This window comes from Burkholderia territorii (assembly GCF_001718335.1).
Taxonomy (GTDB): Bacteria; Pseudomonadota; Gammaproteobacteria; order Burkholderiales; family Burkholderiaceae; genus Burkholderia; species Burkholderia territorii.
In genome coordinates, this window is sequence record NZ_CP013367.1 from 359457 (window position 1) to 384999 (window position 25543).

The window sequence follows — 25543 nt, forward strand, 5'->3', positions numbered from 1 at the left end:
TCAACAGCCGATGCAGACAGGGCCGTCGCGCCGCGCGCGCGCCGTGTCATCGGCCACGACCGACGCGAGCCGCGGATCGGGCCGGAAGACGGTGATGCCCTTGAGCCCGTCGCGCCACGCCTGGAAGAACAACGCGTCGACCTCCGCGAGCGAACACTGGCCGGGCATTGTCACGGTCTTCGAGATGCCCGCGTCGACGCACGGCTGCAGCGCCGCGAGCATCGCGACATGATCCGCCGGCGCGATGTCCGCGGCCGTGACGAAATAGCCCGGCAGCTCGACGTTACCGCCATGCAGCGCGCGGAACAGCCGGTAAGCGTGGTTCTCCGCACGAAACGGCCGGATCTGCCCGTCGGCGGTGCGGACCACGCGGCGCTGCGTCCAGCCGACGGCCGGCTCGATTCCGTTCGAACAGTTGTCGCAAAACGCGAGGCTTACGCTGCCGGCCGGCGCGAACGACAGCAGATGGCTGTTGCGCAGCCCGTGGCGCGCAATCGCGTGATGCACCTTCAGCGGCAACAGCATGCGATACGCGGGGCCGGTCAGATAGGCGGCCGGGTCGTAGGCGGGAAACGCACCGCGCTCGGCGGCAAGCGCGGCCGATGCGGCGAACGCATGCTCGCGCATCGTCAGCACGATCGTGCGTGCGAGCGTGCGTGCGTCCGCGCTGTCGTAGCGCAGCCGCAGCATCGTCAGCGCGTCGGCCAGCCCGGTCACGCCGACCCCGACGCGCCGTGTCCGCCGCGCCTCGTGCTCGTGCGCGGCGAGCGGCCACGCGGTCAGGTCGAGCACGTTGTCGAGCATGCGGACCTGGATGCGAACCGCGTCGGCGAGCGTCGCGAAGTCGAAGCGCGGATTCTCGTCGACACCGAACGGGTGGAGCACGAAACGCGACAGGTCGATCGGCCCGAGCACGCAACTGCCGTACGGCGGCAGCGGCTGTTCGCCGCACGGGTTCGTCGCGTCGATCCGCTCGTGCTCGCGCAGCGGATTCGCGTCGCGGATCGTGTCGAGGAACAGCAGCCCGGGTTCCGCGCTGTCGCGCGCGGCCTTGACGATCTCGTGCCAGAGCGTGCGGGCCGGAACCGTCGCGTAAAGGTAACGTCCGTCCGGCCGCCTGGGGGGCGCGCCGGATGCGCGGCGGGGCGGCGCGTGATGGACGAGCGCCCACGGCAGGTCGTGCCGGACTGCTTCCATGAATGCGTCCGTGACGCCGACCGACAGGTTGAACGTCGGCCAGCGCGAGCGTCCGCGCTTGGCCGCGACGAATGCGACGAGATCCGGATGATCGCAGCGCAGCACCCCCATTTGCGCACCCCGGCGCGGGCCGGTGAACGGCAGTGCCCGGCACATCGCATCGAAACGGTCGATCGCCTCGCATGCGCCGCGCACGGATGACTGGCGCCGTTCGTACGCGTCGGCGGGCGGCACCGGAGAGAAGTCGTAGCCGATTCCGCCCCCCATCAGCAGCGTGACCCGTGCGTCGTCGAGCGCCTGCGCGAGCGCCGTGTCGACCATCTGCACGGGGGTGTCGGGAGGAATCGCTAGCGGATGGACGAAGCAGTTGACCATCGTCCTGCCGTTGTCCGCGCCGGCATTGGCGAGGATGCGTCCCGCGCCGATCGCGCCGCGCTGCAGGTTCAGGAAAAACGCGCGCTCCGCCTGCGCACGGCGCTCGGCCGGCTCGGCAAGCGACAGCGCATGGGCAACGCGATGGAAGACGTCCGCGCGAGACGTTTCGCCGGGTTGCGCATAGCGCTCGGCGAACACGGTGGTGCAAAGCGGTTGCTCGTCCATGGCGGGGCTCGGCAACGACGAATGATTCACTGTAGAAGCCTGCCCGGACGTGTCGTTGATCGAGCGCAACCGGGCGCCTTCGCGGCATCGCTTGACGGTGGTCAACCCCGCGACCGGCATCGAACGTAAGGTGGAGCCACGGCCGGCACGCAGCGATTGCCGCGAATCGCCGCGCCAGCCATCGACTGCGAACCGCGCACCATGACCGATATCGTTACCGTTACCCTGAATCCGGCCGTCGATGTCGCGACGTCCGTCGAGCACATCGTCGATACGCACAAGCTGCGCTGTGCACGGCCGCGGCGCGACCCCGGCGGCGGCGGGATCAACGTTGCCCGAACCATTCACCGCCTCGGGGGCGACTGCGTCGCGCTGTACCTGGCCGGCGGGCCGACCGGCGACGTCCTGACGCTGCTGCTCGAAGCCGAGCGTCTGCCGGCGGTGCGCATCCGGATCGCCGGCGAGACGCGCGAGAACGTCTGCGTGACCGAGACCGCGACCGGGCGCGAGTACCGCTTCCTGATGCCCGGGCCGTTGGTCACCGAGGCCGAGTGGCGCGACTGCGCAGCCCGCATCGACACCCTGCACCCGGCGCCGCGCTATCTCGTGTTGAGCGGCAGCCTGCCGCCCGGCGCGCCCGACGATCTGTATGCGACGCTGGCGCGGGCGGCCAGGGCGAGGGGCAGCCGGGTGGTTGTCGACGCGGCGGGGCGGGCACTGCAAGCTGCTCTCGAGGCCGGCGTTCATCTCGTGAAGCCCAGTCTCGGCGAACTGAGCGCGTTGGCCGGCGAGCCGCTCGACGACACGTCGGCATGCCGGAAGGCCAGCGAACTCGTGGCGCGAGGACAAGCCGACATCGTGGCGTTGACGCTCGGTGCGCGCGGCGCATGGGTCGTCACGCGCGACGGCGCGCTGCGCCTGCCCGGCAGGCCGGCAACGGTATGCAGCACGGTCGGGGCCGGCGACAGTTTCGTCGGCGGCATGGTCTGGGCGCTGGCGCGCGGCGTGCCGTTCGACGAAGCGTGCCGCTATGCGCTGGCGGCTTCGGCCGCTTCGGTCGAGCATCCGGGGACGGCGCTGTGCACGCGCGACGACGTCGAGCGGATTCACGCTGAACTGGTTGCGCAAGCAAGCTGACGACCAAGCGGGCCGATGCGTGCGCGATCGCGTCGATGCACGATCGATCGTTGATCTGGCTCAGCGGTTTTCGTGCCGCGATCGCGAAAAATGGGGCAGCCATTCCACGAGATCCGCCATGGCCTTTCGCCTGATCGCCTTCCTGCTCCTGTTGTCGTGTATGCCGCCGGTTTCGTCCGCCGACGTCGCGACCGTCGATTCGCCATCGCCGCGTGTGCTGATCCTGGTCTACCACCGGTTCGCCACCGCGCGCCTGGATTCGATGACGGTGCGTACCGAGACGTTGCGCAACCAGTTGCGGGCGATCGAGGCGAACGGCTACCGCATCGTGCCGCTCGCCGACGTCGTGCGCTGGCACGGCGGCCAGGCCGACGCCGTGCCGGCGCGAGCGGTCGCGATTACCGTCGACGACGGTCATCGTTCCGTCTACGAGGTGCTGCGTCCATTGCTGGCCGCCCACCCGATGCCGGTCACGCTGTTCATCTATCCGTCGGCCATCTCCAACGCCAGCTATGCGATGACATGGGACCAGTTGCGCATGCTCGGGCAATCCGGCGGGTTCGACATCGAGTCGCATACGTACTGGCATCCGAATTTCCGCACCGAGCGCGCCCGGCTCACGCCGGACGACTACCTGCGCTTCGTGTCGTTCCAGTTGAGCCGCTCGCGTGAACGACTCGAGTCCGAAACCGGCCAGCCGGTCCGGATGCTGGCCTGGCCGTTCGGCGTCCACGATGCGCAGACCGACCAGCTGGCCACTCGCGAAGGCTACGTCGCGGCATTCACGCTCGACGCGCGTCCCGTTCGTATCGCCGACCCGGCAATGGCGCTGCCGCGCTATCTGATGACCGACGCCTGCGACACACGATGCATGAACGGATTGCTGAGAACCGCCGGGGGGAAGCCGTGATCGAACGTCTGATCGTCTGTCTGCTCGTGTCGCTCGCCGGGTTCGCCGCCCGGGCGGCGCCCGTCACGATCACCGTCGTCGATGCGACGAACGGGCGCCCGCTGGCCGGCGCGATCGGCCACGCGCCGGGCGCGAACCGGACCGCGGATCGCGACGGCGCGTTTTCACTGGAGATCGACGCGGCGGGTACGCGCCTGAGCGTGCGCGCGCCGGGCTACGCGCGCACCGAAGTCACGCTGGCCCCCGCCGAGGGCGCACAGACGATCCGCATGACGCCGGTGCGTCCGAAAGCCGTCTATCTGTCCGCTTACGGCGTCGCCGACCGCACGCTGCGCGAGGCGGCACTGTCCCTTCAGGACAAGACGGCGATCAACGCGCTCGTCATCGACGTGAAGGGCGACAGCGGCGTGACGCCGTATCGCAGCCTGGCGCGCGAGATCTCCGGTGCGTCGAACAATGTGGCCGGTGCCATCGTTCGTCCGCCCGATCTGCCGGATCTGCTGCGGACTTTCCATGCGCGCGGTCTTTACCTGATTGCCCGCATCGTCGTATTCAAGGACGACCCGTTGGCTCGCGCGCATCCCGAATGGGCCGTGCGCGATGCCGCCGGCGAGATCTGGCAGGACCGCGAGCATCAGCGCTGGATCGACCCGACGTCGCACGCGGCCTGGCAACACAACTACGACGTCGCCGAAGAGGCTGCCCGAATGGGTTTCGACGAAATCCAGTTCGACTACCTGCGGTTTCCCGACGCCAACGGTCTCCGGTTCGCCGAGCCCAATACCGAGGCCAACCGGGTTGCGGCGATCACCGGATTCCTGACCGGCGCGCGCGAACGGTTGCGGCCGTACAACCTCTACGTGTCGGCCGACATTTTCGGGTACGTGTGCTGGAACGCCGACGACACCGCGATCGGGCAGCGGCTCGACGCGCTCGGACCCGTCGTCGACTATGTGTCGCCGATGCTCTATCCATCGGGCTTCACATGGGGCCTGCCCGGCTGCCGGAAGCCGACCGAGCACCCTGGCGAGATCGTGTCGCGGTCGCTGGCCGAGGCGAAGCGCCGGACGGGGCTGGATGGTGTCCGGTTCAGACCGTGGCTCCAGGCGTTTCGCGACTATGCGTTCGATCACCGGCCGTTCGATGCCGACGAGATTCGCGCGCAGGTCGACGCGGCCGATGCGGCCGGCACGGACGGCTGGATGCTGTGGAATCCGCGTAATCGCTACGATCCTGCCGATCTGCCGCGCTGATCGACGGGCAAAAAACGCGCAGGAGTCGAATCGTCATGCCGTGGAATGACGAGCGTTATCCGCCTTCAATGCGTAGCCTGCCGCCGCCGGTCCGCGGCAAGGCGATCGATATCGCCAATGCGTTGCTGCGGCAGGGACGCAACGAGGGCAGCGCGATCCGCATCGCGATCGCGCAGGCGAAACGGTGGGGGCGTGCGCATGGCGTCGTTGGGCGGCGGGTGACGATCAAGTCAGCGGCGATCGAACGGCGACCCTGCCGCCGGCGCTAGACCATCTACCTCGCCGGGTATTCGCGCCCGGTCATCGCCGGATGCAACGAGCGGCCAGAACGCACGCCATCAGCATGACGGCGACCGCAATGCCGTGCACCGGGTTGCGCAGACACGACGCGACCTGCTCGCTCCTTCCCACTCCGAACAGACACCACAGACAGAAGTGCTCACAGTTGTTCGTGAGCAGCCGGTATTGGCATTCGCCGAGGCGCGATGCCGCGCGGCGCGCCGCTTCGATTCCGTCGTACGGCGTGCGCGCGTGGCGAATGACTGCGAGCCCGAAACCCGCACGGAAGCCGTCCAGGGTAACGACTTCGACCGGACCGCCGCTCGCATGGCGCGACCATCCCGCGTAATGAATCACGTTGCCGTCGCCGATATAGATCCCGTGATGCAGATAGCCAGGGCGGCGGGTCACGAGGTGGGCGCCGACCGGCGGCTCGCCATCCAGCATGGCGTCGTCGGCGTGCGCTGCGGTCGGATCAATCATCGCCAGCTCCTCGGTCCTGCGGCGGCGGTGCGGAAGGGCCGCGCGCCGGCTGCGAAACACGTTGCGTCCTGTCACGTCTCCAGTATTGACAGCGGCGCCGCGCGAAACAATCAGCGTGGCCTGAGCTTGCTGTCCGACGTAGGGGCGCCGTGTCGGAAATTTCCGACGAACCATGCAATATCGGCTGACGGCTGTCACGGGCGATTGAGCAGGCCGTATGCCGTTCCCCCCCGGTTTCAGGCTCACCGCGCGGTTTTGTCCGGCTTCCGCGGAAACGCGCTTGATTTGAGTCAATGCGAAATCGACGTTCCGCGCGACGCTGACGATATTGCCGATACGCATGGGCGGCGTCGCGGCACGCGTGGACTTTCGCGATCGGACGCGGGCGTCGCAACCATGCGTACTCAATCAGGAGAGTGAAGATGTGGACCGGAACCATGAAGATGCTGCTTGCAGCCTGCTTGCTGGCGGTCGGCGCGAACGCGCTGGCGGAAACGTCGACCGAGCCGATCCAGCGCAACGGTGTCGCGTATATCACGGGCGGAATCGGCGAGGACGAGGTCACTGCATTTCGCGATGTCGCCCCTCGCTACAACCTGCGGATCATGTTCGCATCGAAGGCCGGCCACTATCTGTCCGATGTCGACGTCACACTGTCGTCCGGCAAGTCGACGCTGCTCGACGTACACACGAGCGGCCCGTTCCTGTTCGCTCGCGTGCCGCCCGGGCGATATACCGTGTCCGCGCACGACAGGGCCGTTCAGGAAGTCCGGCATGTCGTCGTCCCGGCGCGTGGCGGCGTCGAGGTGCGCTTTTACTGGCGCGACCCTGAACGGCAGGGCGCGATGCACCTGTGCACGGGGTGTCCTGTGTCGCAGCGGCAACCAGCCCGCTAACCGCACGTTCGATCATGACCGGTGAACGGCGGCGACCCTACGATGCCGCGGCCGTCGCGGATCTTGATGCCATCGACGCGGCGGACATCCGTTCGCAGGTCGACACCGCGGATGCTGCCGGCACGAAGGAATGGCTACGGTGGAACACGCTCGATCGCTACGATGTCGCTGCGCTGCCGCGCTGACCGGCGCGCTGGTGTTCGCGCTTGCATCGGCGGGTGCGCGAGCGGATGCCGAGGCGGCCGTGGCGCCGCAGCAGGCCGCCGCGATCGATGAGGCGATCGCCGCCGAGATCGCCGACGGCCATCTTGCCGGCGCGGTGGTCGTGACGGGCGACGCCGACGGCGTGCGGGTGCGCGTCGCGCGCGGCCAGCGCGTGACGGGCGAGCACGTCGAGGCGATGACGGTCGATACCGTCTTCGATCTTGCGTCGCTGACGAAGCCGGTGGCGACGGCGGTCGCGATCATGCAACTCGCGGAGCGGGGCATGCTGAGCCTCGACGCGCCGGCCGCGCGCTACTGGCCCGCGTTCGGTGCGCACGGCAAGGCCGGCATCACGATCCGCCAGTTGCTTGCACATGTATCGGGATTGCCGGCCGGGGTGTCGTCGTCCCGCGCGCTGCGCAGCCGTGCCGCCGTGCTGGCCGACATCGTCGCGATGACACCCGGCGCGCTGGCCGGCACACAGGTGCGCTACAGCGACGTCAATTACGTGGTGCTTGGCAAGATCGTCGAGCGCGTGTCGCACCGGCCGCTCGACGCATGGTGCGCCGCACATGTGTTCGCGCCGCTCGGGATGGCGAGCACCGCGTTCCGGCCACCGGCGTCGCTGCTCGCACGCGTGGCGCCCACCACCGTTCGCGATGGCCATCTGCTCCGGGGGAGCGTCCACGATCCGGTCGCGGCCGCGATGGGCGGCGTCGCCGGCAATGCGGGCCTGTTCGCGAGTGCGGACGATCTGGCGCGCTTCGCGCGCATGCTGCTGAACGGCGGCGCGCTGGGCCCGGTGCGTGTGCTGGCGCGCCGCAGCGTCGCCGCGCTCGAGACGCCGGCCACGCTCGACGCGGAAGGCGACCTGCACACGCCAGGCTGGGCGGTCGGGCCGCCGCTTGTCGCGAACCGCTACCGGCTGCCGCCGGTCGGCGCACTGCAACACCTCGGCTACACGGGCACGGCGCTATGGATCGATCCCGTGACGCGCCGCTTTGCGATCGTGCTCACGAGCCGGCTGTATCCCGACGAAACCGGCACGGCGATGCCATTGCGCTCGCTCGTGCTCGGCATCGTATCGAGCGAGGCCGCGCCCGCGACGTCGTCGCGGATTGCGACGCGCGTACCCGAGATGGCGACGGCCGTTGCGCAGGTCGCCCGGTTGCCGGTATCGCGCGGGCCGGTGCTGGCCGGCATCGACGTGCTTGCTGCGCGCGGCTTCGCGGCCGTCGCTGGCAAGCGCATTGCGCTCGTCACGAACCGCAGCGGCTTCGACCGGTTCGGCAGGCGCACGATCGACCTGCTCGCACAGGCGCCGGGCGCGCGGCTCGTCGCGCTGTTCGCACCCGAGCATGGGCTCGGCACCGACGTCGACGAGACGTTCGGCGACACGGTCAACGCCGCGACCGGAGTGGTCATTCACAGCCTGTACGGCGACCGCCGCCGCATCGCACCCGCGCTGCTCGCCGATGTCGACGTGCTGGTGCTCGACCTGCAGGACGCAGGCGTACGCTTCTTCACGTACCTGGCCACCCTCGGTTACGCGCTCGAAGCCGGCGCCGCCGCGCATCGCCCGGTGCTCGTGCTCGATCGCCCGGATCCGCTGGGCGGCGATGTGTTCGGCGGCCCCGTGGCCGATGCCGGACCGGCCACGTTCACCGGTTATTACCCGTTGCCGCTCCAGCCCGGCATGACGCTCGGCGAACTGGCGCAACTGTTCAACGACCGCCTTCATATCGGCGCGGCGCTGACCGTGGTGCCGATGGCGAACTACGTGCGCACTATGCGCTTCGGCGATACGGGGCTCGGCTGGGTGCCGCCATCGCCGAACCTGCGCGATGCCGCTGCGTTGTCGCTGTACCCGGAAACGGGGCTCATCGAGGGTGCGGCGGTCAGTGTCGGGCGCGGCACCGAGACGCCATTCGGCGTGGTCGGCGCGCCTTGGATCGACGGGCGCATCCTCGCGGACGATCTTCGCGCGATGCGGCTGGCCGCGACATTCTCACCGGTTCGCTTCGTCCCGGCGGAAGGGCCTTATCACGGCATGGTGTGCGAAGGCGTGCGCATCGAACTGCCCGCCGGCAAGGCGCGGCCGGGCGAGATCGGGCTGGCGCTCGCCCTGGCGCTGCACCGGCGTTATCCGGCGCGGTTTCGGATCGATGCGATCCGTGCATCGGTCGGCTCGCGCGAGGTGGCGGACATGCTAGAGGCGGGGCGGTCGATTGACGAGATCGAACGTGTCGTCGATGCACAAAATGCCGCGTTCGCGCGCGAGCGCGCGGCGTTTTTGTTGTACTGAAATCGCTCCGGCACGCGCTCGTCAGGCCGCAGTCCGGTGCGCGTGTCTGCGGGCGTGGCCCAGCGTTTGACATATGCCAACGGTATGCGGCCCGCGCAACCCGATGATTGCGACAATGGACGCTCGGACTGGCCACGGCGCCCAGGTTCATTTCGTGTCAGTCATTTCCCGACAGAGGGCTGGCGTGATCGCTTCCACAGACATAGCGAGATTCCGGGGACCCGAGACACCGACACGGCCGCCGCGCCACGCGTGAGCGTCGTGCCGCCCTCGTGCGGCAAATTCTCGCCCGGTGCCCTTTGGGGCCTCTCCACATTGCTGCTGGCTGGCGCCGCCTACGCGCGGCATGAGGGGACGCGCCTTGGAGAGACCGTCCGCTATCCGACCGTGCCCATCAATAGACGCGGCAGTGCGCTGCCCTTGACTCAGAACGCGTTTGCATGAAGCTCGTTCAGACCGGACGCGTCAACCGCGTCGGGATGCGGGATCCGCGTGTCGCTGGCGGCGACAAGCAGGTTCACGACCACATTCGCGTCGCCGGCGTGCCCGCTGACCACGCAGCCGTCCCGTCGGAATCGTGACGACGACGCTGGGCGACGATGATGAGAATCGACGCCGAGAAGCGTTTGTACGGCCTGCCGATCGAAGTGGTGGAACGAAAGGGCCGAGCCCTGACAGACGGGGAACATCGATTTCAAGTTCACGGATCGCGCAGGATCTTCCCGTTGCAGTCAGAATCTCGGTAACCTCGGCTCGATTCCGGTCTTCTCCGGTCCGCAAGACCGTTGATGCAGGTCAAGCACCTGAGGTGCAGCAATCCTAGGCTTGGCATTGCGAGCAGACCCGCCTCGCAATTGCCTGGATCTCGCGTGGAGGATCACTGTTGAGCACTGGCCGGGAACATTTCCCTCATGGTGCCGATATCGGCGTGCGTGGCACGGGCGAGTCGCTTGCCGAAGCGTTCGAACAAGCGGCGCTTGCGCTAACCGCATGTGTGAGCGCACCGGCCGGCATACGCACGACGTGCACGGTTGACATATGCTGCAATGCCCCCGATCTTGACTTGCTGCTCGTCGATTGGCTCAATGCGGTGATCTACGAAATGGCGACGCGTCGGATGCTGTTTGGCCGGTACATGGTGTCGATTGACGGCACACGGCTTGTCGCACGCATTGCCGGCGAGGAAGTGGACGTTGAGCGACATCGGCCGGCGGTCGAACCGAAGGGCGCAACCTATACGGCGTTGCATGTCGGCCGCGACATGCGCGACCGGTGGATCGCACAATGCGTGGTCGACGTCTGAACAGGGGAACAGGATGGACCTCATGTCGCTCGAGCGTCACGGCGAATTCGAATGGCATATTCCCGTGCAGGACAGGATGCGGGTGCCCGGCATCATCTACGCCGATCGCCGACTGATCCAGGACATGGACGATAAAGTGCTCGTTCAGATCCGCAACGTTGCATGTTTGCCGGGCATCGTTGGCGCCTCGTATGCCATGCCCGACGCGCATTGGGGTTATGGCTTTCCGATCGGCGGTGTCGCTGCGTTCGATCCAGGATCGGGCGGAGTCATCTCCGCAGGAGGAGTCGGTTTCGATATTTCATGTGGCGTGAGAACACTCTTGACCGGGTTGACGCGTGAGTGCGTCGAGCCGTTGAAGGTCCGTCTCGCCGACGCACTTTTCGCGCATATTCCGGCAGGCGTTGGAAGCACCGGGGCGATGCATCTCTCTGCATCGAAAATGGACGAGATGCCGACAGGCGGCGCGGCGTGGGCCGTAGACCAGGGCTATGGCAACCGCGACGATCTTGTGCGGATCGAGGAAAACGGCAGAATCCTGCATGCGAAGCCCGGCGCCGTGTCGGATCTTGCCAAGAAACGTCAGCGCGACGAGATGGGCACGCTGGGTTCCGGGAATCACTATCTCGAAGTGCAGGCGATCACTGAGATCTTCGAGCCTCGGATTGCCGGCACATTCGGCCTTCACCCCGGACAGGTGGTCGTGACGATCCACTGCGGTTCACGCGGACTCGGGCATCAGATCGGCACCGAGTATCTCCGAGAGATGGTCATTACCGCAAAAAGCTACGGGATCGATCTGCCGGATCGCGAGCTCGCGTGCGCTCCGATTGCGTCGGATCTGGGCGAGCGCTATCTCGGTGCGATGCGTGCGGCGACCAATTGTGCGCTGGCGAACCGGCAGATCCTCACGCATCTCACGCGCGAAGTGTTCGCGACCATGTTCCCCGACGCTGTGTTGACGCTGCTCTACGATGTGTCGCACAACACATGCAAGAAAGAATCGCATCGTGTCGATGGTCGCGAACGGATGTTGTTCGTGCATCGGAAGGGCGCGACACGCGCGTTCGGCCCCGGACATCCGGAGTTGCCGGAAGGTCTGCGCGAGTCGGGGCAACCCGTGTTGATCGGCGGCAGCATGGGAATGGCATCATACGTACTGGCGGGCGCTCAGACGGGTGATACCGAGCGCGCATTCGGTTCGGCCTGCCACGGCGCGGGGCGCGCGATGAGCCGGACGGAAGCGACTCGGCACTGGCGCGGCCGTGCACTCATCGATGCACTGGCCGAGCGCGGCATCGAGGTGCGCAGCCGATCCGATCGAGGTGTCGCCGAAGAGGCGCCGGGCGCATATAAAGACGTCGATGCGGTCGTCGCTGCTGCCGCGTCTGCAGGTCTCGCCCGCAAGGTTGCACGGCTCGTGCCGATCGCCTGCATCAAGGGTTAGGCGCGGTAAGCGTGCTGTGGCGTGAATACCTGACGTCCGTAGCGCGGCGGCGTCGGCACTGACACGCTTGCGATCGATATACGACCGTGCACAGAGGCGGTCGATCCGCCTGGACCTGAACCAACGTCACCTGCAACGCCGGGAAGGTCTCGTCTTGCCGGTGTTCGCCCGGTAAAGAGCCGCAGTGGCGACATCCGTGGAATTTGAAGCGCCGCCGCTCATGTGGCGCACGATCGCTGTACATCTCCGATGCCGCCGGTGCCAAATACGATGGTCCGTCCATTTGAGCCGGAACCTGAATCTTGCCGAGATAGGCTACTGATGCAATCAGCAAAGCGGTAAACACAAGAAAACAGCTGTGCATTCACGATGGCGCCGATGGTGTGCCACCGGGGCCGGATGGCCATCCCGCAGTCATGCGATATTGGCTGCGGTATTTATCAGCGACAGACAGTTGATCGACGTCAATCGCGAGCGCGACGCAGACACGATGATTTAAACAACAGGCGTCGCCGTCGTGCTCGATCGAGCGCAATGGCGTGGCATATGTCGCGGCTATCGTGGTTTGCACCGCGCCGCACCGCGCCGCGCTGCGTCGCGCGGCGCGACGATGCGAGGAGAGACGGATGGAGACGCTGCAGGTGGAGATTCCCGTTGATCATGTAACGCTGGGCGGGATTCTGGAGATCCCCGGTGGCGCCCGCGCGGTCGTCGTATTCGTGCACGGGAGCGGCAGCAGCCGCTTCAGTCCACGCAACCGGCAAGTGGCGGCATGTCTGCATCATGCGGGTTTCGCAACGCTGCTGTTCGACCTGCTGACGCCCGAGGAGCAGCGACAAGACGATGTCGACGCGACGTACCGTTTCGATATCGCGCTGCTGGCTCGCCGCCTGGAGGCGACCCTTGCGTGGCTGGCGCAAAGGAGCGATGTCGGGTTGCTCAGGGTCGGCCTGTTCGGCGCGAGCACTGGCGCTGCAGCAGCGCTCGTCGCGGCTGCGCGGACGCGTTCGGTCGGCGCCGTCGTGTCGAGGGGCGGGCGGCCTGACCTCGCGCGGACGGCGCTCCCGTCGGTCTGCGCGCCAACACTGTTGATCGTTGGCGAACTCGACACCGAGGTGATTCGGCTGAATCGTAAGGCCGCCGAGCAACTGACCTGTGAGCACCGCATGGCAATCGTGGCGGGCGCGACGCACCTGTTCGAAGAGCCCGGCGCGCTTGACGAAGTGTCGCGCCTTGCCTCCGGCTGGTTCGTACGTTGGCTGGGTGCCCGGTCGTTCTGAACGCGCAACCCTGCCGTACCGCGTGTGCGGGCAGGCATGCACATCGAGCATCCCCACATCGCCTGGACGCTCGGCATGTCGCTTACTGGATATCGACCATGAGTAACATTTTTCAGAATCGCGCCGACGCGGGCAAGCAACTCGCCGCAGTGCTGGAGCGTTACGCCGGACGCAGCGATGTCGTGGTACTGGCGTTGCCGCGCGGAGGCGTGCCGGTTGGCTATCAGGTAGCGAGGCAATTGCGCTGCCCCTTCGACGTCCTTGTCGTGCGCAAACTGGGTACGCCCCGGAATCCGGAGCTTGCGCTCGGGGCAATCGCGACCGGCGATGCACTCTATCTCAACCAGTCGGTACTGCGCGCGATCCCCGTCACAGAGCAGCAGGTCCTCGACGTCATCGCACGCGAACGTGTCGTCCTGCATCAACGCGAAGTGGCGTACCGGGAAGGGCGGCCGCCCCTGGCGATAGACGGTAAAACCGTCATTGTCGTCGACGACGGCATGGCGACTGGATCAACGATGCAAGCGGCCCTTAACGCACTGCGCACACGGCGCCCCGGACGAATCGTCGTCGCAGTGCCGGTGTGCCCGGCTGGGGCTGGCGCCCGGTTTGATTCGATCGCGGATGACTTCGTCTGTGTGACGCAGTCGGACTGGTTCATGGGCATCAGTCAGTTCTATGTCGACTTTGCGCAAACGACCGACGATGAGGTACGCGCCTGCCTCGCCGCCGCGCAGGACTGGCAACAGGACGTTTCGAGCAATGATGACGGGCACGTGCGCACCTCGGCACCGGAGGATGATGCGCCTTGATCGGCGCTTTTGTCGGAGAGTCGTGCAAACCGAAGCTCGGCAGGCTGACAGCCAGCCGAGGCATTGCGTCCGTCTTCCGCATGGAGGGAACTCGTCATGCAGCCACCCAAAACCGCATTCCTGGCCGTTCGCGCGCTCGGGCAGCGCATGAACGGCGATTGCACCGACTACGACGCGCTGGTAGAAATGGCGCGAGGCCGTGATCTGATTTTGCTTGGCGAGGCAACTCACGGCACCGCGGAGTTCTACCGCATGCGGGGTGAAATCACGCTGAGGCTCATCGCCGAGCAGGGCTTCGATACCATCGCCATTGAGGGCGACTGGCCCGACGTCTGGCGAATCGACCGCTTCGTGCAGGGCGACGGGACCGACAACGCTTCGTCCGCGCTTGACGACTTCGAGCGCTTCCCCGTATGGATGTGGCGCAATCGAGAGGTGTGTGACTTCATTTCGGCGCTGCGCGGGATCAATGCGACGCGGCCACAGCGAGACCGGGTCGGCGTCTATGGACTCGACCTTTATAGCCTCTATCGTTCTGCCGACGCCGTGATTCGCTACCTTGAGGGCGTGGACCCGGCAGAAGCCGCGCTGGCACGCGAGCGCTACGCGGCGCTCGATCATGTTCGGGAGCCGCAGGCCTATGGTTATGCTGCGGCGTTTGGCACTCGGCCCGCCGCTCAGGCTGGAGCAGTGCAGCAACTTCTCCAATTGCGAGCCGACCAATTCGACTATCTCGCCCGCGATGGCACCGATGCACTCGACGCGCAGTTCTTCGCCGAGCAGAATGCGCGGGTCGTGGTCAATGCAGAAGCCTACTACCGTGGAATGTTCGGTAGCCGATTGAACACGTGGAATCTTCGCGACGCTCACATGGCCAGCACGCTGTTCGCGCTGACGCGCTACCGCGTGCGCCGCGGCGGTAGCGGGAAGGTGATCGTCTGGGCGCACAACTCGCATCTCGGCGACGCCCGCGCAACGGAGTCACGGCGGCGCGGGGAGTGGAACCTCGGTCAGATCGTGCGCGAAAAGGCTCGACATCGGGCGTTGCTTGTCGGATTCACGACGTACACCGGGCATGTGTCTGCTGCATCCCACTGGGACGGCGAGGTCGAGCAGAAGTGGGTGCGTCCGGCTCAACCCGATAGTTGGGAGCATCTTTTCCACACCACTGGCTATGATCGTTTCTTTTTGCCGATGCAGGATGACAACTCGAGCGTGCTCGACGAAGCTCTGCTCGAGCGCGCAATCGGCGTGCTGTATCTGCCACAAACGGAGCGGCAAAGTCACTATTTCGAAGCCGCCCTGGCCTCGCAATTCGACGCGCTCTTTCATCTCGACGAAACGGCTGCGGTTGAGCCGCTCGAACCGACGGCAGTCTGGCACGACCGTGAGACCAGCATCCAGGCACTTTAGGGTAGAAGCGTGGGACGGGAATGTTCGAAGCGTGGCGGACTGCGGGCTCGTCTACTCGCGACGGGCGCTACGTTTCGCGGTCGCACTTCTGGTGGTCCGTCTCCGCGACATCGTGGCAGGCATCGATCGGTGCGCGCGATGCACGGTTATTCAGCGACGCACGCTCGCGCAAATGCGCGCTATGCGTGCCCCTGGGATTGCGTGACGGGACTGGCCGGGCGTTCATCGTCACGTTTGCCGCGGCCTCGCTGCTTCCGTGTCGTATCTTCGAGCATTCTCGTGACGTTGCTGAAGGCATTGCGCAGCGCGACGTAGACGTCTTCTTCGCATTCCTTGCTGGATACCAGTTGATGTCCGGGAATCGTGACTTCGATCCTGATATTGAACGGTTTCCCCTGGTGATCGTGCTTCTCGTCCAGCACGACATTGACCCTGCAATGCGAGATGTCGTGCCGGAATCGACCGAGTCTGGATGCATGCCGGGCGGCTGCCGCCTCGAGCGCTTCCGAGCGCGGCATGCCTTGAAATACCAGTTCGAAAGGTGGCTTCATTGCTTGATCCGTCGATGGTCGATGAATACCGGTCGCGCGTCGCCGTGCCGGCTTCCGTGAGATTCCGATTCAGAACGTGGCGATCTGAAGGACGACATCGAACGCGATGACCAGCGCCGAGCACAGAACACCGAGCGCCATGTTCGCGAGCCGATGCTCGACATCCGGATGCTTGCCTGCCCATGCCGTAATGAAGAACAACCCGTCGAGAATCACCTGCAGTGCGAATACGAACAGCATCAGCGTGAACTCGTAGCCCGCCTGCGGCAGCTGCGCGAAATTCCAGCCATGCCGGCTCACCCAATAGCCGATCCGGTAGACCTCGTAACCCGCCAGCAGCAGCGGAAACACGTAGGAAACAAAATAGGTCGGCAAGGTCGCATGCCGAAACTCGGGTAGGAAATGATGTCCGGTTTGCATGGTTGCCTCCCAGCCTGAACGCGTGCGTCGGGACGATGTCGTCCACATTTCCAGCCTAGGCTTTCGTGGAGACCGCCACTTGACACGTATCAACATGCGACTTTTGTAAACCGCATCGGCCAGTTGAAACGCCGCAATTTCTTCGAGAGGGTGTTCAGGTCCGGGTGTGACGCGAACGACAAGGTCTGACCAACATCGATGGCGTCCATACGGCACGCCTCAGTCACGGGCATCCAGGGGCGGATTCGACTGCCCTGCGGCAACGGTGGCGTCCGAGATGATTTCCGCGTATCCCAATGCCGAATCGGGACGAGCGCCACGAGCGGCACGCGGATGGCTCAGCCGGGTTCGGCACCCCAGTTTCCCGGTTCCGCAGCGCCCGGTGACGAGGCCGTGCGTGTGCGATGCGCGATCATGCAATCCGTCGTGAGCAGCAGCGACGCGACCGAGATCGCGTTCTGCAGCGCCGAACGCGCGACCTTGACCGGGTCGACGATGCCGGCAGCAATCATGTCGCCATATGTCGCCGTCGACGCGTCATAGCCGAACGGTCCGGTCGCGGCATCGACCGCGTGTACGACGGCCTGTGCGTCCGCTCCGGCATTTTCAGCGATTTGACGCAGCGGAGATGCCAGTGCGTCATGCACGATCCGCGCGCCGGTGCGCTGCGCATCCGTCAGGTATGCGCCATTGCCTTCGAGCGCGCGCCGCGCACGCAGCAGTGCGACGCCACCGCCCGGCACAATGCCTTCCTCCATCGCGGCGCGCGTTGCATGCAACGCATCCTCGAAGCGATTCTTGCGCTCGCGCAGCGCAGTCTCCGTCGCGGCGCCGACGCGAATCACCGCGACGCCGCCCGCGAGTTTCGTCAACCGGCGCGTCAGCGCGTCGTGCTCGTATCCGGCCGGTGTCGCCGCGATACGCGTGCGCAACGCCTGGACTCGGTCGTCGATGTGCTTGCGTTCGCCTCGCCCGGCAATGACGGTCGTCGTCTCGCGCGTGATCTCGACGCGCCGCGCGGCACCGAGATCGTCCAGCGTCGTGCGCTCGAGCGTCCGTCCGGCCTGAACCGAAATGACCGTCGCGCCCGTCAGCGCGGCGAGATCGGCGAGCTGCTCGGTGCGTGCCTCGCCGAATCCGGGCGAGCGGATCGCGCACGATTTCAGCGTGCCGCGCAGGTGGTTGACGACGAGGGTCGCCAGCGCTTCGCCTTCCACTTCGTTCGCGACGACGAGAAGCGGCTTGCCGGTGCTGCTGAGCGCCTCGAGTACCGGCAGCAGTTGTGCGATCGCGCTGATGTTCATGTCGCAGAGCAGGATGCGCGGCTCGTCGAGGACGATGCGATGATTGTCCGAATCGACGAACAGCGGCGACAAATATCCGCGATCGATCAGCGAGCCGTCCACCGTCTCGAGCTCGTCGTCGAGCTTGGTGCCGTCCTCGATGCTGATCGCGCCGTCCCTGCCCACACGCTCGACGGCCTGAGCGACGAGCGCGCCGATCGTGCTGTCGCCGCTGGCGGAAATCGTCGCGATCTGGCGCATCTCGTCCGCGCTCGCGCACGGTTTTGACACGCGGTGCAGTTCGGCGACGACGTCGCGGCCAGCCGCTTCGATCGCGCGCTTGAGCGCCATCGGATCGTGTCCGGCAGTGACGCACTTGATGCCTTCGGCAACGATTGCCTGCGCCAGGGTGGTGGCGGTAGTCGTGCCGTCGCCGGCGACTTCGCTCGTACGGGTTGCCACTTCGCGCAACAATCGGGCGCCCATTTCCTCGAACGGGTCGGGCAGGTCGACGGCGCCGGCGACGACGACGCCCGAGTTCGCGACCAGCGGCGCGGTGCCGATCCGCTCGACGATCACGTTGCGCCCGCCGGGGCCGAGCGTGATCTTCACTGCCTCGGCGATCGCATTGACGCCTTTGAGCAGCCGCTGGCGAGCATCCTGATGAAAAACAAGCGATTTTGCGGGCACGATGCACCTCCTGTGCGACGAAGCCGGGCACGGCACGTGTTGGAACCGGCGAGCGATACGGATATTCCACCTGCCGGCGCATCGAGTCGATTGACCTGGGTCAACGAGCGCAACGCGTTTCGCACCGCCATGTGCTCGCCCAAAAGCATTCGGTCTGTCCATCGTGAGCGTTGATCTCCGTCAATTGCCCCGGTCATCGCCAATCGAGAATAAGTGCGTCACTGACGAGAAGGAGGCAAGACATGAAAGAATCGTCCACAAAACTGCCGGTCAACAAGCCGCAGGAGAGTGCGGAGCATGCGCCGATGGGGGCGCCGTACTGGCATCCGATCGAAACACTGCGCCATGAGATGGACCGTCTCTTCGACGATTTCAATCGGAGCGCGGGCGTGCCGTCGGTGCGGCGACCCGGTTTCAACCTCCAGCCGTTCTGGCGCCACGATCACGAATGGCGCGCCGAGCCCGCGGTCGACTTCGCGGAAACCGACAAGTCATACGAAATCACCGCGGAATTACCCGGGCTGGACGAGAAGGACATCGAGGTCAAGCTCGCGAACGGCGGCTTGTCGATCCGCGGAGAAAAGCAGGAAGAGAAGGAAGAGCAGCACAAGGACTACTACGTCCACGAGCGACGCTTCGGCTCGTTCGAGCGTTACTTTCGCATGCCCGACGGAGTCGACAGAAACAAGATCGAGGCGTCGTTCCAGAAAGGCATTCTGACGGTCACGCTACCGAAGACGCCGGAAGCTCGCAAGGCCGAGAAGACAATCGAGGTCAAGGCTGGCTGAAGCAGGTTGCGGGCATCCGCCGACGCATGCCGGCGGATGCCGATGCACATTCGTTCGCTTTTCTTCTCGATCGCTCGATCATGCCGTGAAACTCCGACATTCGGATGTTCGATGAAAGGCGGTCCTGCATTCGCGATGCATGCAGAACCGAATAACCGGGATATCGGCCACGGCGCCGTTGCGCCAGTGATTGCATCTTCGAATGCAATCCGCCCACACGGGACCGATTTTCCTCAGATCGCCAGCGCGCCGTGGCGAATGAATTCAACGGATGCACGCACCGCCCGACGAGCGTGCATGTGGGAGGTCGTCATGTATGCCGGCAAGGTTCTCGTCGTGTTCTATTCGCGCACCGGCACGACCCGCCGGGCCGCGTCAGCGCTGGCCGAGATGCTCGACGCCGACGTCGAGGAAATCGCCGTGGCGCGCGATCGCGCCGGCCCGTTCGGCTATCTGCGTTCGCTCGTCGAGGCCATCAACCAGAAGCCGGCGGAGATCGTCGCGACGCAGCGCGATCCGGCCGCGTACGATCTCGTGGTGATCGGCTCCCCGGTCTGGGCGGGCTGCGTATCGTCGCCGGTGCGCGCGTATCTCGTCGCGAATCAGCGACGCCTGCCGCGGGTCGCGTTCTTCTGCAGCTTCGCGCAACGTGGTGCTGACTCCGCACTCACGCAAATGCGGACGCTGGCACGCAAGTCGCCACTCGCCGAATGTCGCGTGACGCCGCGCGAAACCTTGCATGGCGATGCCAGCCCGATTCTCGCTGCATTTGCCGAACAGGCAGCGCGCAGACTGGCGGAAGCGGTCGGGACGACTGCCGCTCGCTGAAGCGTGCGGGGCGGGTCAGGGGCGTTAGTGCTTTCAGGCACCGTCGCACGGCATCGGGCGCCTTCATGCAACGGTGTAGCCGACGTTCGGAACCCGGTGCAAACGCACGCTTGCGCGATGGGCAGGCCTCAAGAGACCGGTCTGCGTGCGTGCGCGGTCGCGAGGTAGCTGACGATATCGTCGAGCGTAACCAGACGGCCATAGTCGCGTTCCGGGATATCGACCTTCAGCCGCGCATGAAGGCCCGTCAGAAAATTGAGCCAGTCCATCGAATCGAGATCGACCTGACTGCGCAGCGGACGATCCGTACGCAGCGTCGACGGGTCGATTTCCGGCGCGATCGATGCCAGCGTTTCGAGCACGACCGAAAGGGTGTCTGCATTGTTCATCGGTTCAACTCCTCGGGGTGCTGCAGCAATTCACCCAGTTCAACCAGGAACAGCGAGCCGCGATGACCGTCGGATACTCGGTGGTCGGCCGAGAGGCTGGCGGTCGTCACCGGCATGATTTTCAGCCCGCCGTCTTCGGCCCACGGCCGCTCAGTGATTCGCCCGAAACCGACGAGCGCGACCTGGGGAGGATAGATGATGCCGAACACCTCGGCGGCACCTCGATCGCCGAGATTCGTCACGGTAATCGTCGATTCCGACAACTCCGAACTCCGCAGCGAACCTGCGCGACACCGCTGCGTCAGGTCGAGCAGTTCGCGCATCAGCTGGGTCAGGGGCTTGGCATCCGCGTCGAGCAGCGCCGGCGCCACCAGCCCGCCCTGGCGCAGCGAGATCGCCACGCCGAGATGCACGGCGTCGGCCGGCCGGAAGACGCCCTCCCGATGGAACCCGTTCAGCTCCGGAAATCGACGCAGTGCGAGCGCGACCGCCTTGAGCAGAAGCGCTGCCGGAAGCAGCCTGTCGGTCACGGAACGCGCTGCATTCTCGGCTGCGAGCCATGCCAGCGCCTTGCCCAGCGGAATTGTCTCGGACACGTAATAGTGCGGAATTTCGCGCTTCGAGCGCTCCATCGCGGCCGCGATCACCCGTCTCATTTCCGGAAAGCGCTCGCCAGGCGCGCCGGCCGTGGGCGAACCCACCGCCGCGATCGCCCGTTCGACGTCCGCAAGCGTCACCGAACCTGCCGGGCCCGTGCCCGTGACACTGTCGGGATCGACCCGGTGCTGCTTCGCGAGCTTGCGTGCGGCCGGCGAGATCTTGCGGCGAGGGGCGGGGCCGGCAACCGCGACCGGCTCGGCCGGTTGGCGTGTGTGTCTCACCGCCGGCGGTGCTTCTCCGGGTTCGAGCAGCGTGGCCATCGGCGTGCCGACCGGGATCCGTTCGCCCGGGTTCACGAACAGTTCGTCAACCGTTCCCTCGTGCCAGCTCTCGACATCCACGGCAGCCTTGCTGGTGTCGACGATCGCCACCACCTGGCCCTTCTTGACAACGTCGCCAGGCTTGACCTTCCATTCGAGGAGCGTTCCCTCGTCCATGTCGGCTCCCATGGAAGGCAACGTGAATTCGATCATGCGTCCTCCTTCGGAGTCGGTCAGCAATCACGAAAGCAATTGTTTCACCGCGGTGACGATCTTGTCGACTTGGGGTAATGCCGCGTCTTCCATGTGCCGGGCGTAAGGAATCGGCACATCCTCGGCGCACACGCGCGCCGGCGGCGCATCGAGCTCGTAGAATGCCTGCTCGACGATGCGCGCGATGATCTCCGCGGCGACGCTGGCGCTGCGCCAGCACTCGTCGACGACCACCACGCGCCTGCACTTCGTTACCGACGCGATGATCGTCGCGTCGTCGAGCGGCCGCAGCACGCGCAGGTCGACCACTTCGGCGGAGATGCCGCCGCCGGCAAGCGTCTCGGCCGCATCGAGCGCCTTCGGCAGCGAGCCGCCGTACGCGAGGATGGTGACGTCCTTGCCCGCGCGGCGGACTTTCGCGGTACGAATGTCGACACCGTCGAGGTCCGGCAGGTCTCCTTCCATGTTGTAGAGCCCCGCGTGTTCGAAGATCAGCACCGGGTCCGGATCGGCCAGTGCCGGCGCCAGCATGTGGCGCGCATCCTCGACGGTCGCCGGCGCGAGCACCTTGATGCCCGGAATGCCCGCGTACCAGCCTTCGAAACTGTGCGAGTGCTGCGCGGCGACCTGACGGCCAGCGCCCGTCGCCATGCGGACGACCAGCGGCACCGAGAATTGCCCGCCGGACATGTGGTGGTACAGCGCGGCGGTATTGACGATTTGATCGAGCGCGAGCAGGCTGAAGTTCACAGTCATGATTTCGACGATCGGCCGCATGCCACCCAGCGCCGCGCCGATGCCTGCCCCCGTAAACGCGAGTTCCGACAGCGGCGTGTCGCGTACGCGTTCGGGCCCGAACATGTCGAGCAGCCCGGCCGACACCGCGTAGCTGCCGCCATAGCGCCCGACGTCCTCGCCCATCAGGAACACACGGGAGTCCCTGGACAGCGCGTCGCGCAGTGCCTCGCGCAGCGCCTCGCGCAGCGCCTCGCGATAAGTCAGACGGCGGCTCATCGCGGGTCTCCCGTCGCCGTGTAGACGTCGTTGGCGAGCGCTTCGACCGGCTCCCATCCCGCGCCATCGGCAAACGCGACCGCACGGGCGACTTCAGCTTCGACGTCGGCAGCGAGCGCAGCGAACGCATCCTCCGTCAGCTTGCCTTCGGCCTTGAGCCTTGCGGTGAACGTGTGGATCGGGCCGCAGGTCTTCCATGCGTCGACCTCCGCCTTTTCCCGGTAGAGCTCGGCGTCATACATCGAATGCGCGCGGAAACGATACGTCCGAAGCTCGAGGAACATCGGGCCGGCGCCGCCTCTCACATAGGCAACAGCCTCCTTTGCGGCGTCGTGCACGGCCACGACGTCCATGCCGTCGGTCGAGCTCACCCGCATGTCGTAGGCGGCGGCTTTGGCGCACAGATCCGTTCGGGATTCGTATCGTTCGAGAGCCGTGCCCATCGCGTACAGGTTGTTTTCGCAGCAGAACAGCACGGGCAGTCGCCAGAGCGCCGCGAGATTCATCGACTCGTGAAATGCCCCTTCGGCAACCGCGCCGTCACCGAAGAAACATGCGGTGACGCGCGTGCTCGACTGCATCCTTTCGGCGAGCGCGAGACCGACCGCCAGCGGCAGGCCACCGCCTACGATCGCATTCCCGCCGAACAACCGGGTGTTTCGGTCGAACAGGTGCATCGAGCCGCCCCGCCCGCGGGCGCAGCCCTCGCGCTTGCCATACATTTCGGCCATCAGGACGCCCATGTCCATGCCGCGCACCAGCGCATGTGCATGCTCGCGGTAGGTCGCGACGACGTTGTCCTCGGGTGTCAGCGCATGCAGGGCGCCGATGCCGGTGGCTTCCTCGCCGATATACAGGTGAAGAAAGCCGCGAATCTTTCCCGCGCCGTAGAGTTCGGCGCATTTTTCTTCCAGGCGACGGACGCGCAACATGTCGCGCAGCAGCGCGAACGCCAGATCCGCCGGATAGGGCACGGGGCCTGACGGCGGAAGCGGAGGAGGGTGGTCGACGGGGCTCATGCGCCGCTCTCGAGTGTCGACGTGTCGCCTTCCGCCATCCCCAACTCGCGAGCCTTCAGCAGGCGCCGCATGATCTTGCCGCTGCGAGTGTGCGGGAGTTGGTCGACGAACGCAATTTCCTTGGGCGCGACCGCCGCGCCCAGGCGCTTTCTCGCGTGGGCGAGCAGCGCCTTCCCGAGTGCCTCGTCGGCGCGCTGGCCCTGGTTCAGCACGACGAATGCCTTGATCGATTCGCCGACGACCGGGTCAGGCTTGCCGATGACCGCCGCCTCCGCGACCGCAGGATGCGCCATCAACACGCTTTCCACCTCGTACGGCCCGATCAGGTGGCCGGCCGACTTGATGACGTCGTCGGCCCGCCCGACGAACCAGTAGTAGCCGTCGGCATCCCGCCTGGCGAGATCACCGGTCAGATACCAGTCGCCGACGAAGCATTTGCGATAGCGTGCGTCTTCGTTCAGGTAGCCGCGAAACATGGACGGCCAGCCGCGCCGGAGCGCGAGTTCGCCCTCGATGCCAGGCTCGTCGACGCGTTGCACGCCGCCACTGGCGTCGCGCTTCACGATCACCGCATCCACGCCGGGCAGTGGCCTTCCCATCGACCCGGGCTTGATGTCGAACGCGGGTGTATTCGCGATCATGATCCCGCCGGTTTCCGTCTGCCACCAGTTGTCGTGAATCGGCAGTCCCAGCACTGCCTTTCCCCACCAGACGGCTTCCGGGTTCAACGGCTCGCCGACGCTGGCGATGAAACGCAGGTCCGGGAACGCGTGCTGCGCTGCGATCCCGGGGCCGGCTCGCATCAGCATCCGCACGGCGGTCGGCGCGGTGTACCACACGGATACGTGCTCGTCCTCGAGGATGCCGTACCAGCGCTCGACATCGAATTCCTCGCGGTCGACGATGGAGGTCACGCCATGCAGCAGCGGCGCGATGATCCCGTACGAGGTACCTGTGACCCAGCCGGGGTCGGCCGTGCACCAGAAGTTGTCGTCCGCATGAAGGTCGAGCGCATACCGCCCGGTGACCCAGTGCGTGAGCGCCGCCGCATGCACGTGGACGGCGCCTTTCGGCGTGCCCGTGGTGCCGCTCGTGAAGTGCAGCAGCGCCATGTCTTCCGGGAACGTCGGTTCGTAGCGGCATGTGTCTGCCGCACTGGCCATCAGCGATGCGAGATCGTGGGTGCCGGGTACGGCCGTCGCCGTGCCGGGTACGTCCGCGACGAGCAGGACATGCTTCAGCCCCGGCATGCGTTCGCGCCACGGGGCAATCTTGCGTTCGAAGATCGAATCGGTCGTGAGCAGCACCGTTCCCGCGCCGAGATTCACGCGGGTGGCGATCGGCTCCGGCCCGAACGCGGAATAGAGGGGAGAGACAACCGTGCCATTCTTGAGCGCGCCGAGCACGCCGACATACATTTCGGGGATGCGTCCGGCGACGATGAACAGGCGGTCGCCCTTGCCGATGCCCAGGCCACGCAGCACGTTGCAGAAGCGGTCGGTCAGCGTCGCGAGTTCGGCGTAGCTGATCGCGCGGGATGGGGTGTTCCGCGCGAGGAAACGCAGCGCGATCCTGTCGCGTCCGGGGCCAGCACAATGGCGGTCGACCGCCTGCCACCCGATGTTGATTCCGCCGCCCGGTTCGATGGCGAGTTCCCGCGCCGCAGCCGCCCACGAGAAACGGCGCCGTTCGCCGTCGTAGTCGACGAGATTCGGCACGACGCGCAGGTCGGCAGGTGTTTTGGCGATGATCGCTGGGACATTCATTCGGACACCATCCGGTCGGGTCGGACGTGCTTCATTCTGGTCGCCGCCCGCGGTTTTCCGTTGATGTGCGTCAACGCACCGCAGGTGCCGAATCGGGCTCGGCCGCGTCGCACTCGTAGTGGACAACAGGATTCGGACGCAAG

At 66.0% G+C, this 25543-nt stretch carries 25 protein-coding genes; 14 read left to right on the forward strand and 11 right to left on the reverse strand.

The genetic code is table 11. The annotated features are described in order from the left end of the window. Positions 1 to 1797 (reverse strand): adenosylcobalamin-dependent ribonucleoside-diphosphate reductase, encoded by a 1797-nt coding sequence (locus tag WS51_RS27840; RefSeq protein ID WP_059504916.1) that lies wholly within the window; start codon positions 1795 to 1797, stop codon positions 1 to 3. A 201-nt stretch (positions 1798 to 1998) separates the two neighbouring features. Between WS51_RS27840 and WS51_RS27845 the strand changes: the two genes are divergently transcribed. From WS51_RS27845 to WS51_RS27860, 4 genes are all read left to right on the forward strand, one after another. Beyond that, positions 1999 to 2934, forward strand: a complete 936-nt coding sequence (locus tag WS51_RS27845) for a 1-phosphofructokinase family hexose kinase (RefSeq protein WP_059504914.1) — start codon at positions 1999 to 2001, stop codon at positions 2932 to 2934. A 118-nt stretch (positions 2935 to 3052) separates the two neighbouring features. Further along, positions 3053 to 3844, forward strand: a complete 792-nt coding sequence (locus WS51_RS27850; RefSeq protein WP_069230144.1) for a polysaccharide deacetylase family protein — start codon at positions 3053 to 3055, stop codon at positions 3842 to 3844. Further along, complete coding sequence (locus WS51_RS27855; RefSeq protein WP_060128760.1) at positions 3841 to 5097, forward strand: putative glycoside hydrolase; 1257 nt, start codon at positions 3841 to 3843, stop codon at positions 5095 to 5097. Before WS51_RS27850 ends, WS51_RS27855 begins: the two co-directional genes overlap by 4 nt. A gap of 35 nt (positions 5098 to 5132) precedes the next feature. Beyond that, positions 5133 to 5366, forward strand: coding sequence for a DUF2188 domain-containing protein (locus tag WS51_RS27860; protein WP_059504908.1), 234 nt, complete (start codon positions 5133 to 5135; stop codon positions 5364 to 5366). Between the two features lie 31 nt (positions 5367 to 5397). On the opposite strand, the gene WS51_RS33225 is transcribed toward WS51_RS27860, so the two are convergent. After that, the gene (locus tag WS51_RS33225) at positions 5398 to 6201 is read right to left on the reverse strand and encodes a lecithin retinol acyltransferase family protein (RefSeq protein ID WP_230944383.1); all 804 of its coding nucleotides are present in this window, start codon (positions 6199 to 6201) and stop codon (positions 5398 to 5400) included. An 80-nt stretch (positions 6202 to 6281) separates the two neighbouring features. On the opposite strand from WS51_RS33225, the gene WS51_RS27870 reads away from it, so the two are divergent. From WS51_RS27870 to WS51_RS27875, 3 genes are read left to right on the forward strand one after another with little or no spacing between them, the layout of a single operon-like run. After that, positions 6282 to 6755, forward strand: coding sequence for a hypothetical protein (locus WS51_RS27870; protein WP_059504904.1), 474 nt, complete (start codon positions 6282 to 6284; stop codon positions 6753 to 6755). Between the two features lie 14 nt (positions 6756 to 6769). Next, positions 6770 to 6940: a hypothetical protein gene (locus tag WS51_RS32300; protein ID WP_155635527.1), complete on the forward strand. Its 171-nt coding sequence runs from the start codon at positions 6770 to 6772 to the stop codon at positions 6938 to 6940. Further along, positions 6886 to 9264 carry an exo-beta-N-acetylmuramidase NamZ domain-containing protein gene (locus tag WS51_RS27875; RefSeq protein ID WP_196483612.1) on the forward strand — a complete coding sequence of 793 codons (2379 nt, stop codon included), beginning with the start codon at positions 6886 to 6888 and terminating at the stop codon, positions 9262 to 9264. The genes WS51_RS32300 and WS51_RS27875 overlap by 55 nt, the downstream gene beginning before the upstream one ends. A gap of 425 nt (positions 9265 to 9689) precedes the next feature. On the opposite strand, the gene WS51_RS32305 is transcribed toward WS51_RS27875, so the two are convergent. Beyond that, positions 9690 to 9962, reverse strand: a complete 273-nt coding sequence (locus WS51_RS32305; RefSeq protein ID WP_155628202.1) for a hypothetical protein — start codon at positions 9960 to 9962, stop codon at positions 9690 to 9692. A 185-nt stretch (positions 9963 to 10147) separates the two neighbouring features. Here WS51_RS32305 and WS51_RS27880 point away from each other — a divergent pair, with 185 nt between their 5' ends. From WS51_RS27880 to WS51_RS27900, 5 genes are all read left to right on the forward strand, one after another. Next, complete coding sequence (locus WS51_RS27880) at positions 10148 to 10567, forward strand: archease (protein WP_059504900.1); 420 nt, start codon at positions 10148 to 10150, stop codon at positions 10565 to 10567. Positions 10568 to 10580: 13 nt separating this feature from the next. After that, on the forward strand, positions 10581 to 12014 hold the full coding sequence (locus WS51_RS27885) for an RtcB family protein (RefSeq protein WP_069230145.1): 1434 nt from the start codon (positions 10581 to 10583) through the stop codon (positions 12012 to 12014). Between the two features lie 626 nt (positions 12015 to 12640). Next, positions 12641 to 13294, forward strand: coding sequence for a dienelactone hydrolase family protein (locus tag WS51_RS27890; RefSeq protein WP_059504896.1), 654 nt, complete (start codon positions 12641 to 12643; stop codon positions 13292 to 13294). Positions 13295 to 13392: 98 nt separating this feature from the next. Next, positions 13393 to 14106 carry a phosphoribosyltransferase gene (locus tag WS51_RS27895; RefSeq protein ID WP_059504894.1) on the forward strand — a complete coding sequence of 238 codons (714 nt, stop codon included), beginning with the start codon at positions 13393 to 13395 and terminating at the stop codon, positions 14104 to 14106. 96 nt (positions 14107 to 14202) lie between these two features. Beyond that, a complete protein-coding gene (locus WS51_RS27900) occupies positions 14203 to 15519 on the forward strand; it encodes an erythromycin esterase family protein (protein WP_059799268.1) in 1317 nt (438 codons plus the stop codon). A 179-nt stretch (positions 15520 to 15698) separates the two neighbouring features. On the opposite strand, the gene WS51_RS27905 is transcribed toward WS51_RS27900, so the two are convergent. From WS51_RS27905 to groL, 3 genes are all read right to left on the reverse strand, one after another. Next, a complete protein-coding gene (locus tag WS51_RS27905) occupies positions 15699 to 16070 on the reverse strand; it encodes an HPF/RaiA family ribosome-associated protein (RefSeq protein WP_059504890.1) in 372 nt (123 codons plus the stop codon). Between the two features lie 69 nt (positions 16071 to 16139). Continuing rightward, positions 16140 to 16490 (reverse strand): hypothetical protein, encoded by a 351-nt coding sequence (locus WS51_RS27910; RefSeq protein WP_059504888.1) that lies wholly within the window; start codon positions 16488 to 16490, stop codon positions 16140 to 16142. 338 nt (positions 16491 to 16828) lie between these two features. Next, entirely contained in the window at positions 16829 to 18463 is a 1635-nt protein-coding gene (groL, locus tag WS51_RS27915) for a chaperonin GroEL (RefSeq protein WP_059504886.1), read from the reverse strand. Positions 18464 to 18705: 242 nt separating this feature from the next. Between groL and WS51_RS27920 the strand changes: the two genes are divergently transcribed. Both WS51_RS27920 and WS51_RS27925 read left to right on the forward strand, forming a co-directional pair. Next, a complete protein-coding gene (locus WS51_RS27920; RefSeq protein ID WP_059504884.1) occupies positions 18706 to 19251 on the forward strand; it encodes an Hsp20/alpha crystallin family protein in 546 nt (181 codons plus the stop codon). Between the two features lie 111 nt (positions 19252 to 19362). Further along, on the forward strand, positions 19363 to 20079 hold the full coding sequence (locus tag WS51_RS27925) for a flavodoxin family protein (protein WP_230947335.1): 717 nt from the start codon (positions 19363 to 19365) through the stop codon (positions 20077 to 20079). Between the two features lie 128 nt (positions 20080 to 20207). On the opposite strand, the gene WS51_RS27930 is transcribed toward WS51_RS27925, so the two are convergent. Genes WS51_RS27930 through acsA form a run of 5 tightly spaced genes read right to left on the reverse strand, consistent with a single transcriptional unit; the run spans position 20208 to position 25400 of the window. Next, positions 20208 to 20468: an acyl carrier protein gene (locus WS51_RS27930; RefSeq protein ID WP_059504882.1), complete on the reverse strand. Its 261-nt coding sequence runs from the start codon at positions 20466 to 20468 to the stop codon at positions 20208 to 20210. After that, positions 20465 to 21601, reverse strand: a complete 1137-nt coding sequence (locus tag WS51_RS27935) for a dihydrolipoamide acetyltransferase family protein (RefSeq protein WP_059799266.1) — start codon at positions 21599 to 21601, stop codon at positions 20465 to 20467. Before WS51_RS27935 ends, WS51_RS27930 begins: the two co-directional genes overlap by 4 nt. 27 nt (positions 21602 to 21628) lie before the next feature. Continuing rightward, positions 21629 to 22615 (reverse strand): alpha-ketoacid dehydrogenase subunit beta, encoded by a 987-nt coding sequence (locus tag WS51_RS27940; RefSeq protein WP_069230146.1) that lies wholly within the window; start codon positions 22613 to 22615, stop codon positions 21629 to 21631. Beyond that, on the reverse strand, positions 22612 to 23634 hold the full coding sequence (gene pdhA / locus WS51_RS27945; RefSeq protein ID WP_069230147.1) for a pyruvate dehydrogenase (acetyl-transferring) E1 component subunit alpha: 1023 nt from the start codon (positions 23632 to 23634) through the stop codon (positions 22612 to 22614). The genes WS51_RS27940 and pdhA overlap by 4 nt, the downstream gene beginning before the upstream one ends. Beyond that, on the reverse strand, positions 23631 to 25400 hold the full coding sequence (gene acsA, locus WS51_RS27950; protein WP_069230148.1) for an acetate--CoA ligase: 1770 nt from the start codon (positions 25398 to 25400) through the stop codon (positions 23631 to 23633). Before acsA ends, pdhA begins: the two co-directional genes overlap by 4 nt. Between the last annotated feature and the right edge of the window lie 143 nt (positions 25401 to 25543).